This window comes from Streptomyces sp. NBC_01235, assembly GCF_035989285.1.
Lineage (GTDB): Bacteria > Actinomycetota > Actinomycetes > Streptomycetales > Streptomycetaceae > Streptomyces.
Map to the genome: position 1 here is coordinate 9,326,540 of NZ_CP108513.1, position 14,334 is coordinate 9,340,873.

The following is a 14,334-nucleotide window of genomic DNA, read 5'->3' on the forward strand; positions in this document are numbered from 1 at the left end:
CTGGTCGGAGTCCTGGTTACTTGACGGCGGACTGTGCGGAGCCGAGCGCGTCCTTCGGCGACGCCGATCCGCTGAGCGCGGACTGGACCGCCTTCCACAACTGCTCCGAGATCTTGGGGTACTTGGTGCCCAGGTCGTCACTGGTGCGTCCCTTGGCCGCCTTCACCGCCGCGACCCACGGCTTGAGCTTGGCGTTCGCCGCGACCTGCTTGTCCTGGACCTCGGCGGTGGGCGCCACGTAGGACAGCGTCGTGTCGGTGTCGAGCAGGTTCTGGCTGTTGCTCAGGCAGGACACGAGCTTTTGCGAGGTGGCGTAGCGGCCGGTGTCGTCCTGCACCGGGAGGGTGACGAACTCACCGCCGGTCGGGGCCGCGGCGTCGCCTCCCGTGGCGGCGGGGACGGGGATGACTCCATAGTCGAAGCCGGCCTTCTCGGCATTGGCCAGCTGCCAGGTGCCGTTCTCGGCGAACGCGTAGTCGCCGCTCGCGAACTCCTGCCAACTGGTGGTCTGCGTGTTGTTGATCACCGAGTTGGGGGCGTAGCCCTTGTCCAGCCAGTTCTTCCACAGCGACAGCGCGGAGACGGCCTGGTCGGAGTCGAGTGCGGTCAGTTCGGCTCCGGAGCCCCAGTACCAGGGCAGGAACTGGAAGCTGCCCTCCTCCGTGCCGATCGCGGAGAACGTGATGCCCTTCTTGCCCGCCTCCTTGACCTTCGCCAGCGCCGCGGTCAGCGACGGCCAGTCCTTGACCGAGGAGATGTCCACGCCGGCCTTCTTCAGCACCGCCTTGTTGTAGTACAGGGCGAGGGTGTTCGCGCCGATGGGCGTGCCGTACGTCTTCCCGCCCGACTGGCCGGCCGCGAGGAGGTTGGGGATGACCTTCGAGACGTCCAGTTTGTTGTCGTCGGTCGAGGTCAGCACGCCCGCCTCCGCCAGCGTCGACACCACCGGGTTGTCGACGATGAGGACGTCCGCGGAGTTGCCCTGCTGTGCCGCCAGCAGCGCCTTGTTCGTCAGGTCACTGGTGTCGAACGCGGTCCGCTTGATCTTCACCCCGGCCTCGGTGCCACAGCCGTCCAGCAGCTTCGCCCACGCCGAGCTCTTGTCGAACTGCGGGTAGGGGTCCCAGATCGTGTACGTACCGCCGTCCGCGGCCTTCGAGGAGGTACCGCCCGTGCCGGAGGAGCACGCGGTGGCGCCGGCGGTGACGGCGACGACGGTCAGGACTGCGGCGGTGATACGCCGTCTGGCAGATCGGTTCATGGCGTGTTCCTCATGGTTCTTGGCACAGGTGTGCCCTGGGATCGGCACAGGTGTGCCCTGGGAGGGGTGATTGGGGGCTGCTGGGCTCGCCGAACCGGGCGATGAGTTGCCCGGTCGGCCGGTGCGGGGTGCGGGGTGCGGGGTGCGGGGTGCGGGGTGCGGGGTGCGGGGTGCGGAGGGTGAAGGGGAGAGCTGCGGGGTGACGCTCAGGGGTGTGTCGAAGCGCCGACGTCGGCAGCGGGGCCGGCGGGCGTGCTGCCGACGGGTGCGGTGCTGGCCCGCAGCGAGATCGGCGGGGCGAGGAGGTGGTGCCGGGCCGGTGTGTCGGGGTGGTCGAGCCGCTCGACGAGCAGGTCGACGGCGAGGCGGCCCATCTGCTCCGCGGGCACGTCCGCCGCGGTGAGCTGCGGGGTCACCGTCTCCGCCCACCTGCTGGCCACGACCCCGGTGACGGAGAAGTCACGTGGCACCTGGCGGCCGGCCTGGGCCAGCCCTCGGTAGAGGCCGCCGAGCGCGGCTTCGTTCAAGGTGACCAGGGCCGTGGCGGCGGGGTCGTCGTGCAGGATCCGCTCCAGACAGGCCAGGCCCGAGGCGGCGTCGTCCCCGCAGCAGTACGTCCGGACGGTCAGCCCGCGTTCCGCCGCGGCCTTGGTGAACCCGTCGAGACCCCGGTGGGCGGACTCGTACCCGGCCCGCAGGAGCTGCTCGGGCCGGTTGACGAAGGCGATCCTGCGGTGGCCCAGGTCCGCGAGGTGGTGCACACAGGCCGCCGCCAGCGCCGTATGGTCCAGGCCCACCCACCAGCCGCCCTCCGGGTGGGCGGTGCGGCCGATGGCGACGGAGGGGAAGTCCACCGCGGTGAGGTGGTCGAGCCGGTCGTCCTGCAGCCGGATCTCCATCAGGATCGCGCCGTCGACCCGGCGCTCGCCCAGCAGCCGCTGGAACGAGCGGTCGCTGTCCGCACCGCTCGGAGAGAGCAGCACGTCGTAGTCGTACGCCGCGGCGGCCTCGGTGACGCTGCCGATGAAGTCCAGCTGCATGCCGGTGTAGTGGTTCCCGGCCGGCGGGAAGACCAGACCGATGGTGTTGGTCCGGCCGTTGGCCAGGGCCCGCGCACTCGCGTTGGGCTGGTAGCCCAGCTCGTCGATGACCCGCTGGATCTTCTGACGGGTGTCCTCGGACACGGGACGCTTCCCGCTCAGGGCATAGGACACGGTGCTCCGCGAGACACCGGCCCGCTTGGCAATCTCACCGATGTTCACGGGACTCCTTGCCGAGGTGGGTCGAACCGGTTCGATGATTCCAGGGGGCGAAATCGGCCAGTTGCCGATCGTCGAACCGGTTCGCGTGAAGTGAAGGTAGGAGTAACCCGAACGAGTGTCAACGCCTCGCGCCGAATTTCTCGTAACGGCCCGGAAACGTCAGCGTGCGGAGGTGTAATGCCTGGCGTGTCCGGGTGTGCACCCGGTCGCCAGCAGGTCAGGTGTCGGATTCGGCGGATGGGAACACCCTGAACCCGTCAGGAGGGCCGCCCGTGCGCGGCCGAAGGAATCCGTGTCGCGGGGCATTGCTGGCCGGTTTCTTCGATGCTAGCTTCATCGAACCGGTTCGACGAAGTGTCGCGGGTCCTGACCGCTGTGACGCTCGGCGTGCCGTGGAACTCGTACGACCCCAGGGAGACCCAGGTGTTCTTGCCGCCGGTGTCCTGGGAGATCGTCTTGTCCACGACAGTGCCGTCGGGCGGGACCCGCGCCGGTGCCTCGCCCTGCGTCGAGACGGTCAGTAGTGAATGGGACCGGGGACTCCTCCACCGACCGCGACGGCGTCGCCGCAGGCGGCGATGGAGCGCGGCGACGCGAGAAAGGTGACGACGTCGGCGACCTCGGCCGCCGTGATGAGGCGTCGCAGAGACGTCCCGGCCGCGAGCCTCGACCGTGCCCCGGACTCGCTGATGCTCTGGGCGGCCGCGACCCCCGCGATCAGCTGCGGGGTCTTTTCCATGACGGTCAGCCCGGGGACACGACCGTCACGTTGATGCCGTGGGGCCCGAGTTCGCCGGCGAGGTTCTTCGTCATCGCCGCCACCGCGACATTGCGGACGGATCCGAAGGTGTCTGCGGTCCGGCGGGCGGTGAGTCCGCTGATGTCGATGATCCGCCCCCACCCCTGTGCCGTCATGTGGGGCACGACGGCGCGGGCGAAGCGCAGGTAGCCGAGCACCTTGGTCTCGATCTCCCTGCGCAGGTCGTCGTCGACGAGGTCCGTCACCGAGCGGGCCGAGGCCTCTTGGGTCGGTGAGGCGGGGGCGTTGACCAGGATCGGCCAGGGGGCGCTGACCATGTGCGCGTCAGTCGTCCTGTCTCTCTTCTGTGGCACGCCGGGGCGTTTGGTCGCACGCCCCGGCGTGCACAGGTCAGCGCTGGGTGTAGATGAAGCCGATCTTGTCGACCTCGTCGCCGGAGCGGCCGTGGAAGCCGGCGAGTTGGCGGCCGGAGGGGGCGGTGCGGGTGACGCAGTCGGAGGTGGTGGTGCCGCCGGCCAGGGTGCGGCCGAGGTTGGTCGTGAACTTGGCGTAGAAGATCCGCGTGTGGTCGTTGTACGTCCCCTGGCAGAGCTGAGCGGTCGTCACGTACTCGCCGCTGCCGAGGGTGAGGGAGGAGGCGGTGCCGCCGGTGCCGCCGTGGGCGAGCGTGGTGCCGTTGGCCAGGGTGAGGCTCATCTGGTCGACGCGGGAGCCGGAGCGCAGGGCGACGGTCGTGGCGCGGGCGCCGGCCGGGACGCTGTCGATGTCGTTGTAGTAGTCGCCGTGCGGTCCGCCGAACTGGTCGCTGAGCTGGAAGGCGGCGTTGCGCGACCAGGAGAAGCCGACCGTGATCGGGTCGTGGTCGGAGAGCATGAGCCCGTCGTCGGTGAGGAACTTGGCGTGCTCGTTGTTGTACGACGTGGCGTTCAGGGAGACGAGTTTGCTGCTGCGGTAGAGGACCTTGTCGACGACCTCGCAGGTGTTGGGCACGGTCGCCCCGGACTGGTCGCAGACCAGCGCGTCGCTGCCCTTGGCCGGCGGGGTGCCGCCGCGGATCAGCTGGACCCAGGCGTCGGTGAGGCCGTTGGCCGCGCCGAACTCGGCGATGGTGTCGGCGCTGCGGGTGTAGCGGGTGTTGGTGTCGCCCATCACCACGACGGCGTTGCCGGCGGAGTGGGTCTTGATGAAGGCGGTGAGCTGGTTGAGGTTGTCGGCGCGGGAGGCCTCGTCGCCGTCGTTGGTGCCGGCGTTGGTGTGCAGGTTGTAGAAGTCGACGTAGACGCCCTCGGCGAGGCGCTCGCGCATGAAGGTGAAGCCCTTGGGAGTCAGGCAGTCGCCCGAGTCGACCTGGCAGGAGTTCCAGTGGACGCGCTCGAAGTCGTCGGTGTCGTAGGGGATTTTGGACAGGGTGTTGAGCCCGCTGCCGATGCCGGCGCCGCCACTGGTGGGGGTGCGGTAGGCGTGGGCCGTGTCGGCCGCGTAGAGGTAGGAGTGGTAGTTGAAGTCCTCCTCGACGTGGACGATGTCGTACGGCGCGATGCGCTGGCCGATCGCCGTGGTGCTGGTGTCGCGCGGTGTCGAGGCGCTGGAGAGGATCTCGGGCAGGCCGGCCACGTTGTAGCTGAGGACGCTGAGGGTGCCCGAGTCCGCGGCCGCGGCGGAGGGGGCGGCCGCGGTGAGCCCGCCTAGGGTGGCGGCGGCCGCCGCGAGGCAGGCGAGAAGTCTGCGCATGAGGGTGTGCCTCCTGGGGGGAAAGCGGTTGTTGCGAGAACATGGCAGAAGTTACCGCCGGTTACCCCGGACTTGTCGAGGGTTTGGGCGTGCTTTCAAAGGAATCGCCTGCCATACATGGGCGGTTCGGGACCTCGCCATTGAGCATTCATGGCAGCTGTGCGGCTACGTGCGGGAAGTGGGGGCACGCTCCGTTTCCGCAGCCTCAAGCGCCCATCGGGGCGGACCGGCAGCAGGGCTGTCGCATGGTGCCGTTCGTCGTCCTCGCCGCCCGACTGGGCGGCGAGGACGGAGAGGTGAATCGCCTGAAGGCTAAATGAAGAGTGCTTGAAAGCTTCAGTTGCCGGCTGCTACGGCGGCCTTCGACGTCATTTCTCCGAGGGCCGACTTCTTCTTGCGGCCGACTTCCTCTTGCGGTCGACTTCATTCAATGGCGCGGCGGCCAACTGAACCTGCCTGGCGGCTTTGTGGCGGGCCGTCAGGCATGTCCGAACCGAACTCAGGGGTTCGGATACGCGGCGCGCACCCGCGCAAGTTCCTCGGCGGTGACGGGCAACACCGTTCCCTGTCGAGGCCGTGAGGGGCTGGTAGTCGCTCGGCAGCGACCAGTCGGGTGCGGTGAGGCTGTCGGTGTGGAAGGGGAGGCAGCCACGTCCGGCGGCCTCGTCCATGAACACCCACCAGACGTGCCCGCCGTTGTCCGTGAAGACGGTGGGGCCCTCGACCCGGTTGGTGCCGACGCCAGTGCGGACGCAGTCGTCGACCAGTTGCGCGCCGCGTTTCTGAGCAGGCTCTGATCCGGTTGTGATGCCACTCTGAACCACGCTCTGTTCCCTGGTGCACAGCGGTGGGGTCCGACTCGCGCTCCCGTTCGTCGGGACCCACCGTCCATGACCCCAAGGGCACAGAAGCGAGAGACGAGTGACCAACACAGTCAAGCGCTACGCGACGGCCTGCGCGGCCGTCGTCACCGCGATCGCCGGCCTGGTCGCCACCGCCTCCCGCGGCCGACGCCAACCCGTCGACCGATGTCAACATCCGCGGCAAGGAGCCCTTCAACACCGACACCCTCATGTCCAAGCTGTGCGGCGACATGAGCGGCGCCGACGAGTCCTTCCTCTTCAACATCCGCACCGGTCAGCTCGTGGACAGCGACAAGGCGGCCGGGAAGGCGCCCCACTACCGTCTCGCCGCCGGCGCGTCCCGCAGTGTGCACGCGACCGCCGAGGGCCTGAACGTCGAGCGCGCACTGACCGCCCGTGGCTGGCGCACAGTGCGGTACGCCGTGTGGATGTTCTCCGTGGCGGTGTTGCCGTCGGTGTCGGTCAGGGATGCCCGGAAGGAGACGGTGCCGGGCCGCTTCGGGTGGGTGAGGGTGAGATACCGCTTGCCGGCGTGGTCCGTGTGGACGGTGACCGGCTTCCAGGGCCGGTCCACCACCTGGATGCTCCGGGCCCTGAAGGACACGGCACGGGCCACCTGTGCTCGTACGACGTCGTGGACCACGTCGTGCGGAACGTCCGCGAGCAACTGTCCACCGGGAAAGGGGCGTTCACGCAGGGAGACGCCGGGGAGAACCTGGAGAAGATCCCGGACACCGCGGGCTTCCTCTTCATCGACGCGGCGCACCTCGCGAGCTTCGCCCGCTGGTTCGTCCGTGAGCTGTTCCCGCGCAGGCGGCCGGGTAGGACGGAACCGGCCGCCTGCGAGGAGACGGCCGGCTTCCCGATCCGCCTCAGCCCAGTTCGGCCAGTCGTCGTACGGCCGGGGCGGCGAAGGTCTCCATCCAGCGCGACGTGGCGCCCAGATGCGGAGAGATGATCACCGTGTCGATGCCGAGCTTGCCGTAGGGCTCGATGTCACGGCTGAAGGTGTCCAGGTCCTCCTCGGTGGCGGCCGCTCCGGAGTACGTGAGGGTCCGGCGGACGGCGTCGTAGTCGCGGTCCGCCTCGTCGCAGTGCCCGCGCAGCACGTCCAGCTTGTGCGCGACCTCCTCGGGCGAGGTGGCGAACAGGTTGCAGGCGTCGGCGTACCGGGCGACGAGCCGCAGGGTCTTCTTTTCACCGCCGCCGCCGATCATGATCTCCGGGTGCGGAGAGCTCACCGGCGGCGGCACGCACAAGGTCTCGGCGAGCTGGTAATAGCGGCCCTCGAAGGGCCCGTTGTCGTCCGGGTCCCACATCTGCAGGCAGACGCGCAGGGTCTCCTCCAGCCGCTCGAAGCGCTCCGCGAGCGGCGGGTAGGGCACGCCCAGGCCGTGGTGCTCGCGGTCGTACCAGGCCGCGCCGATGCCGAGGGTGGCCCGGCCGCCGGACAGCACGTCGAGCGTGGTGGCGATCTTGGCGAGGAGTCCGGGGTGGCGGTACGTCACCCCGGTGACCAGGGCGCCCAGTTGCACCGTGGAGGTGTGGGCGGCCAGGTAGGCCAGGGCCGTGTAGGCCTCCAGCATGGGCGCCTCGGCGCCGCCGTTGAACTCCATCTGGAAGTAGTGGTCCATGACCGACAGCCGACTCACCCCGGCCGCCTCCGCCGCGGCTCCGGCGGCGGCCAGCTCGGTGCGCAGCGCACCCCCTCCGTCAGGGTGGTCGAATCGGTTGATGTGCACGCCGACGTGCATGTCCGTCTCCGTTCAGTGGTTCTTCGAGCCTTCGCCGTCTCGCGGCGCCCGGGCTTCGATCGCTGTCCGAGGCGTCCCGCGCCGGGATGTGCCGGGGGCCGGGTTTCGTTGTGTCCGGCGGTCATGGACGGCATCGTTCAACCGTCCACCTGATCAGCCGTCAAGCCGCGCCGTTCCCGCTACCGCCCGGTGGGCGGTGTTCCCAGAGCGTCGTCCCCTCGAGTTCCAGGACGACGGCGCCGGAGCCGTTCGTGAGGGTGCCCCGGCTGTGGACGACGGCTGTGCCGTCGTCGCGGGCGCGGACCTCCACGATCTCCATCGTGCCGTGCAGCACGTCCTCGGGACGGACCGGCGCCCGCATGCGTATGGAGCCCATCTCCCGGCCGGCGATGATGGCGGCCCGCGAGAACAGCGTGTCCACCGAGAGGCGTTGCAGGACCGCCAGGGTGTGGAAACCGCTGGCGATGATGCCCCCGAAGCGACTTTCGGCCGCAGCGTCCTCGTCCGTGTGCAGGGGCAGTGGGTCGAATCGACGGCCGAATTCGAGGATCTCCTCCTTGGAGACCTTGGCGCTGCCCAGGTCGAACACGGCCCCGGGCCGAAGCTCCTCGGCGTACAGCACGGCACTCACCGCCCGCTCGATGCCGGCACAAGCCTTGCGTCGTCGTGGCGGTGTCGCGGCATGTCCCACTCGGGACCGAGCCTGGCCGCGCCTTGACACGGGGTGAACCGGCGGACGTGCACGCCCGGTCGCATGCGGGTCTCCGTTCGTCTTCTCGTCGCAGTCGCTGATTGTTGCCCGTCGGAGGCGGCGCGGCCGGGACGTCAGTCGAGTTCCGTGACGAACCGCCGGAGCAGACGGCTGAACGTCTCGACGTCATCGTCCGGCCACCGGCGGAGCCGTTCCTCCAGCCCTTCGCGCTGGTGCCGCCTGACGCGGGCCAGGCAGGCCTGACCGGTGTCGGTCAGTTCCAGCAACTTGGTCCTGGGACGCGACGGATGTGCCACACGGCGCAGCAGGCCGTCCTCCTCCAGCCGGGACAGCTGACGGCTGACGGTGGACTTCTCCAGGCCGTACCGCTCCGCCAGATCGGAGGCGCTCGGCTGGGGGAAGGTGTCCACGTACGACAGCATCGTGTATGCGACGAAGGAGAGTTCGTCGTACGTGTTGTTCGCCCGCACCTTGGCATTGCGGGAGAACAGGATGATCGCCTCATGGACCACGTCAAGGGGTTCGTCCCGTACAGCCATGACGTCATCTTGGAGTTGTACGAAGCAACCGTCAAGGATGTGTTGTACAACTCTCATCTCAACGCGGGCCGGGCGCGCCGAGGGTGCCCTGGGCCTGCCGAGGGCGCCCTTGGGCTCGCCGACATGCCGCCGGGCGCGCGACGGTGTTCGCCCCCACGTGGGGGGCGGGCTCGTGCGCAGGCTGCCGTGCTGGTCCCAGACCGACCGGACGGCACACCACGGCCCTCGACGGGGGCGTGCGGACCGGCATGCGTTCCGGGCGACGTGCTGCTGGACAAGTACCGGCCCAGGGCTCCCGGCTGACGCCACCACGTCACCGGCAGGCTCCATCAACCTTGCCGGAGAGGCGGTAGGAAGACGCCATGTCCCGGACTGCTGTGTTCCGGCAGCGGGATCAGCCGAATGGCCGAGGGACTCGGCGGGCCCGGCCCGCGATCCCGGCCGTTCGACCGAGGTGCGCGCCCGGGCCCGCGGGCGAGGGTGGGGCCGCATCCTCACCACGGAAGGGCTACGACACCCCATGAGCACCGTTCTGGCCGGGCACGGCCTCGTCAAGAAGTACGGCTCCACCACCGCCCTGGCCGGCGTGGACGTCGAGGTCCGCGAGCGCGACTCACCGGCGATCATGGGTTCGTCGGGGTCCGGCAAGTCGACGTTGCTGCACACCCTGGCGGGGATCATCCGCCCCGACGACGGCCAGGTGCTGCTGCGTGGCGAGCGAAGCGAGACGGGGGTCCCCCCGGCCGAAGGCTGGGGGCGCATCGACAAGCTGGGCGAGAACCGACCGGGCCCGGGTCCGCGAGACCGTCATCCCTTTGGCCGTCCTGGCGGGCGGCACCACCGCGATGGGTGTCTTCGGCGCCATGCAGCTCAACAAGGCGGCCGGCACCACGATCAACACCACCGGTGCCGTGCAACTGGTGATCTGCGTGGTCGTCGGCGCGCTGGCCATGCTCGCCGCGATCGCCGGAAGCAGGCCGCTGCTGCGGAAGGTCACGGAGGGCCCGGCACAGACGGCGGACTGACACCGCACCGACGGGGAACCGCACGCCGGCGCGGGCTGGACACCGACGGTCTGGCGGCCGCCCGGCTGACCGGCCGTGGCGGTCCCTCAGTCGGATCACCACATTGGGCATACCGGCCGTTCCGGCTGCGCCCCCCGACTCCCGACTCCCGACTCCCGTCCCCCGTCCGGCTGTTGGGGCGGCTTGGTGATCTCTTGCCCTGTCGCACACCCCGCGTACCGTCGACTTTCACATTGGCGTCATCCGACCCTTCCCTGACGTTCGGTGCCCTTGGAACACTCCTTGCGCGCGCATTCCGTCACCAACCGGCCGGCAGAACCCCATCTGCACGAGAGGTGCCTCACCCATGCCCGAAGTCAACCGGCGCCGCTTCCTCCAACTCGCGGGCGCCACCACGGCGTTCACCGCGCTCTCCAGCTCCATCGAGCGCGCCGCCGCGCTGCCCGCGAACCACCGCACGGGGTCGATCGAGGACGTCGAGCACATCGTCGTCCTGATGCAGGAGAACCGCTCGTTCGACCACTACTTCGGCAGGTTGAGGGGCGTCCGAGGCTTCGGCGACCCTCGCCCGGTGACCCTGGCCGGCGGAAAGTCCGTCTGGCACCAGGCGGACGCCGGCGGCAAGGACGTCCTGCCGTTCCACCCCGATGCCGACGACCTGGGCCTCGCCTTCATCCAGGACCTCCCGCACGGCTGGAACGACGGCCATGCCGCCTTCAACGGGGGCAAGTACGACACATGGGTGCCCTCGAAGAGTGCCACGACGATGGCGTACCTCACCCGCGAGGACATCCCCTTCCACTACGCGCTCGCCGACAACTTCACCATCTGCGACGCCTACCACTGCTCCTTCATCGGCTCCACCGACCCCAACCGCTACTACCTGTGGACCGGGTACACCGGCAACGACGGCAAGGGCGGCGGCCCGGTCCTCGGCAACGACGAGGTCGGCTACAGCTGGACGACGTACCCCGAGCGTCTGGAGCGGGCGGGGGTCTCCTGGAAGATCTACCAGGACGTCGGGGACGGCCTGGACGCGAACGGCAGCTGGGGCTGGATCCAGGACGCCTACCGGGGCAACTACGGCGACAACTCGCTCCTGTACTTCAAGCAGTACCAGAACGCGCGGCCCGGTGACCCGCTGTACGACAAGGCCCGCACCGGCACCGATGCCCGCAAGGGCGAGGGCTTCTTCGACCAGCTGAAGGCGGACGTCAAGGGCGGCAAGCTGCCGCAGATCTCCTGGGTCGTCGCCCCCGAGGCGTTCACCGAGCACCCCAACTGGCCCGCCAACTACGGTGCCTGGTACGTCGCCCAGGTCCTCGACGCGCTGACCGCCGACCCGAAGGTGTGGGCGAAGACGGCGCTGTTCGTCACCTATGACGAGAACGACGGATTCTTCGACCACCTGCTCCCGCCGTTCCCGCCGGCCTCGGCCGCGCAGGGCCTGTCGACGGTCGACGTCGGCCCGGACGTCTTCACGGGTGACAGCGGTCACACCGCCGGCCCCTACGGACTCGGTCAGCGGGTGCCGATGCTCGTCGTCTCCCCCTGGAGCAAGGGCGGTTACGTCTGCTCCGAGACGCTCGACCACACCTCGGTCATCCGGTTCATGGAACGCCGCTTCGGAGTCCACGAGCCGAACATCTCGCCGTGGCGGCGGGCCATCTGCGGCGACCTGACCTCCGCGTTCGACTTCTCCCGCACCGACACCCGGCCGGTCGCCCTGCCGGACACCGACGGCTACGAGCCCCCGGACAAGGTTCGCCACCCCGACTACGTGCCCACCCCGCCGGCCAACCCCGTCCTGCCGAAGCAGGAGCGTGGCCCGCGCCCCACCCGCCCGCTCAAGTACGCGCCCACCGTGGACGGCTCGGTGGACCCGACCGCCGGGACCCTCACCCTCACCTTCGCCTCCGGGGCCCAGGCGGGCGCCGCCTTCCTGGTGACCTCCGGCAACCGCACGGACGGGCCGTGGAGTTACACCACCGGGGCGGGTGCGAACGTCTCCGACACCTGGAACTCGGCCTACTCCGCCGGCTCGCACGACCTGACCGTGCACGGCCCGAACGGATTCCTGCGTGTGTTCAAGCAGGCGGGGAAGGCGTCCGGTGCCGAGGTGGTCGCACGGCACGTCGGCGACAGCGTCGAACTGACCTTCACCCACCGGGGCTACGGCACGGTCGAGCTGAAGGTGGCCGACGGATACGGCGGCCGGACCACGACCGTCAAGCTGCGGCCCGGCGTCGTGGTCAAGCGCACCGTGGACCTGCGCGCGAGCCGACGGTGGTACGACCTCACGGTCACGTCGTCCGCCGACCCGGCGTTCCTCAGGCGGTTCGCCGGACACGTGGAGAACGGGCACCCCGGCGTGAGCGACCCGGCGATCATCACGGAGTGACCTTCGGAGGATCCCAGTAGAAGTAGAAGACGGGGTGACGCTTTCCGGGAAAGCGTCACCCCCTCTTCTTGGGTCTTCTCTGGCGTCCCGAGTTTCTACAACTGTCTCTGCAACTGTTTCTGCAACTGTCTCTACAACGGGGTCAGATGCTCGGGCCCGGTCGTCGGCCGGGGGAGCAGCGCCGGTTCGGCCGACGCCGTCTCCGGCCGCAGGGCCAGCACCGCCGCCACCGGGTGGTCCTCGTCGTGGACGGCGGCGAGCTCCGGCGCGGCCCGCGACAGCAGCACCACGCCCCGCCCCGCGAGCCCCGCTCCCGCCAGCGCGAGGAGCACACCGGCGGGCCCGCCCTGGAGACGCTCGCCCAGAAGCACCAGGCCGATCGCCGCGGCGGCCACCGGGTTGGCCAGGGTCACCATCGCCAGGGGGGCGCCGAGCCCGTCCCGGTAGGCGGTCTGCGACAGCAGCAGCCCGCTCGTCGCGAAGGCCGCGACCAGCAGCGCCACTCCGATCACCTGCACGCCGAGCAGCGGCCCCGAACTGTTCGTCGCGGCCACCGTCACCGTCTGGGTGAGTGCCGAGGCGACCCCGGAGGCGAAGCCCGACGCGGTCGCGTGCCGCAGTCCGGGCTTGGCGCCCGGACGGGCCAGCAGTCCGATCAGCGCAGCCGTCGCCCCGGCCACCGCGACCGCCTCCGGCAGACTCAGGACGTCCTCGGGAGCCGACCCCGAGGCCGTGACCAGGATCGCGGCCAGGCCGGCCAGGGTGAGGGCGGTGCCCCGCCACTCGGCGGCGCCGACCCGGCGACCCGCGACCCGTGCGCCCATCGGTACCGCCGCGACCAGCGTGAGCGCCCCGAGCGGCTGCACCACGGTGAGCGGTCCGTACTTCAGGGCGACCACGTGCAGCAGCGCGGCGGAGGCGTTCAGCCCCACCGACCACCACCAGGCGCCGTTGCCGAGCAACCGCAGCAGTCCCGTGCCGGGGTGCCGGGAGGCCAGCCGCTCCTGGGCCACGGCGGCGGATGCGTAGGCGACGGCCGAGAAGAGGGACAGGACGACGGCGACGAGGGTGGCGTTCATCGGACGGCTCCGACCAGGACCGGCTCCTCGGCCGGGACGAGGGTGCGCGCACCGCGTCCCGTCGTGGTCGTCGTGCGCCGGGGGGCATGGATCAGCGCGAGCGCGAGACCGAGCAGGGCGCCCGCCATGATCGCGTCGAGCCAGTAGTGGTTCGCCGTGCCCACGATCACCAGCAGGGTCAGCAGCGGATGCAGCAGCCACAGCCACCGCCATCGCGACCGGGTGGCGACGATCAGGCCGACCGCCACCATCAGGGCCCAGCCGAAGTGCAGCGAGGGCATCGCCGCGAACTGGTTGGAGAGGTGGTCCGTCCGCGGCGGGCCGTACACCGACGGCCCGTACACGCGCGCGGTGTCCACCAGCCCCGTCGCCGCCAGCATGCGCGGCGGGGCGAGCGGGAAGGCGAGATGCAGCACCAGGGCGGCGGCGGTGAGGGCGGCCAGCACCCGGCGGGCCCACACGTAGTGCGCAGGACGCCGCAGGTAAAGCCAGGTCAGGAAGGCCAGGGTGGCCGGGAAGTGCACGGTCGCGTAGTAGGCGTTCGCGACCTCGGCCGGCCCGTCGCCGTGCAACAGCAGGGACTGCACCGAGCCCTCGCCGGGCAGATGCAGCCAGCGTTCGACGTGCCACACGTCGTGGGCGTTGCGGAAGGCCTCGCCGGTGTGGCCCGTGGCCAGCTGGCGGCCGAACTTGTAGACCAGGAAGAGCCCTGCGACAAGCAGGAGCTCGCGGACTATGGGCGGCCGCGCCGGTGTGGCCGGCTCCGCTTCTGCAGGCTCGGTGCGGGCATTCATCCCCCGGCCCTTTCGTTCATGGTGGTGCGTTTGATCGATCGATACGATGTCGTACCGATACGCCAGTGTACCGATACGGGCGAGTACCGGTACACTGGCGTATCGATTGACATACGCCACACTGGAATCGGGCATAGAACGGAGAGGGAGAGA

Annotated in this window: 14 protein-coding genes and 1 pseudogene; 3 read left to right on the forward strand and 12 right to left on the reverse strand. The window is 69.9% G+C overall.

The features are described from left to right. Positions 1 to 16: 16 nt before the first annotated feature. The 10 genes from OG289_RS41895 to OG289_RS41940 all read right to left on the reverse strand — a co-directional run bounded on the left by OG289_RS41895 (position 17) and on the right by OG289_RS41940 (position 8,882). The gene (locus OG289_RS41895) at positions 17 to 1,261 is read right to left on the reverse strand and encodes a sugar ABC transporter substrate-binding protein (RefSeq protein WP_327319228.1); all 1,245 of its coding nucleotides are present in this window, start codon (positions 1,259 to 1,261) and stop codon (positions 17 to 19) included. A 206-nt stretch (positions 1,262 to 1,467) separates the two neighbouring features. Next, positions 1,468 to 2,523, reverse strand: a complete 1,056-nt coding sequence (locus OG289_RS41900) for a LacI family DNA-binding transcriptional regulator (protein WP_327319229.1) — start codon at positions 2,521 to 2,523, stop codon at positions 1,468 to 1,470. 257 nt (positions 2,524 to 2,780) lie between these two features. Beyond that, positions 2,781 to 2,987: a hypothetical protein gene (locus OG289_RS41905; RefSeq protein WP_327319230.1), complete on the reverse strand. Its 207-nt coding sequence runs from the start codon at positions 2,985 to 2,987 to the stop codon at positions 2,781 to 2,783. A 53-nt stretch (positions 2,988 to 3,040) separates the two neighbouring features. Continuing rightward, complete coding sequence (locus OG289_RS41910; RefSeq protein WP_327319231.1) at positions 3,041 to 3,262, reverse strand: hypothetical protein; 222 nt, start codon at positions 3,260 to 3,262, stop codon at positions 3,041 to 3,043. 5 nt (positions 3,263 to 3,267) lie between these two features. After that, positions 3,268 to 3,600, reverse strand: coding sequence for an SDR family NAD(P)-dependent oxidoreductase (locus tag OG289_RS41915; protein ID WP_327319232.1), 333 nt, complete (start codon positions 3,598 to 3,600; stop codon positions 3,268 to 3,270). A gap of 73 nt (positions 3,601 to 3,673) precedes the next feature. Then, positions 3,674 to 5,014 (reverse strand): jacalin-like lectin, encoded by a 1,341-nt coding sequence (locus OG289_RS41920; RefSeq protein WP_327319233.1) that lies wholly within the window; start codon positions 5,012 to 5,014, stop codon positions 3,674 to 3,676. Positions 5,015 to 6,193: 1,179 nt separating this feature from the next. Continuing rightward, positions 6,194 to 6,643: a hypothetical protein gene (locus OG289_RS41925; RefSeq protein WP_327319234.1), complete on the reverse strand. Its 450-nt coding sequence runs from the start codon at positions 6,641 to 6,643 to the stop codon at positions 6,194 to 6,196. A 106-nt stretch (positions 6,644 to 6,749) separates the two neighbouring features. Continuing rightward, on the reverse strand, positions 6,750 to 7,631 hold the full coding sequence (locus OG289_RS41930) for an LLM class F420-dependent oxidoreductase (protein ID WP_327319235.1): 882 nt from the start codon (positions 7,629 to 7,631) through the stop codon (positions 6,750 to 6,752). Positions 7,632 to 7,791: 160 nt separating this feature from the next. Beyond that, a complete protein-coding gene (locus tag OG289_RS41935; protein WP_327319236.1) occupies positions 7,792 to 8,262 on the reverse strand; it encodes a MaoC/PaaZ C-terminal domain-containing protein in 471 nt (156 codons plus the stop codon). Positions 8,263 to 8,456: 194 nt separating this feature from the next. Further along, entirely contained in the window at positions 8,457 to 8,882 is a 426-nt protein-coding gene (locus tag OG289_RS41940) for a MarR family winged helix-turn-helix transcriptional regulator (RefSeq protein WP_327319237.1), read from the reverse strand. A 520-nt stretch (positions 8,883 to 9,402) separates the two neighbouring features. On the opposite strand from OG289_RS41940, the pseudogene OG289_RS41945 reads away from it, so the two are divergent. The 3 genes and pseudogenes from OG289_RS41945 to OG289_RS41955 all read left to right on the forward strand — a co-directional run. Next, a pseudogene (locus OG289_RS41945) lies at positions 9,403 to 9,699 on the forward strand (ATP-binding cassette domain-containing protein); the annotation flags it as partial. Then, complete coding sequence (locus OG289_RS41950; protein WP_327321055.1) at positions 9,698 to 9,907, forward strand: hypothetical protein; 210 nt, start codon at positions 9,698 to 9,700, stop codon at positions 9,905 to 9,907. The pseudogene OG289_RS41945 and the gene OG289_RS41950, both read left to right, overlap by 2 nt. Before the next feature lie 346 nt (positions 9,908 to 10,253). Then, positions 10,254 to 12,308, forward strand: a complete 2,055-nt coding sequence (locus OG289_RS41955; RefSeq protein ID WP_327319238.1) for a phosphocholine-specific phospholipase C — start codon at positions 10,254 to 10,256, stop codon at positions 12,306 to 12,308. A 131-nt stretch (positions 12,309 to 12,439) separates the two neighbouring features. Here the strand turns inward: OG289_RS41955 and OG289_RS41960 are convergent, their stop codons facing one another. Both OG289_RS41960 and OG289_RS41965 read right to left on the reverse strand, forming a co-directional pair. Next, complete coding sequence (locus tag OG289_RS41960) at positions 12,440 to 13,387, reverse strand: hypothetical protein (RefSeq protein ID WP_327319239.1); 948 nt, start codon at positions 13,385 to 13,387, stop codon at positions 12,440 to 12,442. Next, the gene (locus OG289_RS41965; protein WP_327319240.1) at positions 13,384 to 14,181 is read right to left on the reverse strand and encodes a phosphatase PAP2 family protein; all 798 of its coding nucleotides are present in this window, start codon (positions 14,179 to 14,181) and stop codon (positions 13,384 to 13,386) included. Before OG289_RS41965 ends, OG289_RS41960 begins: the two co-directional genes overlap by 4 nt. Positions 14,182 to 14,334 lie beyond the last annotated feature (153 nt).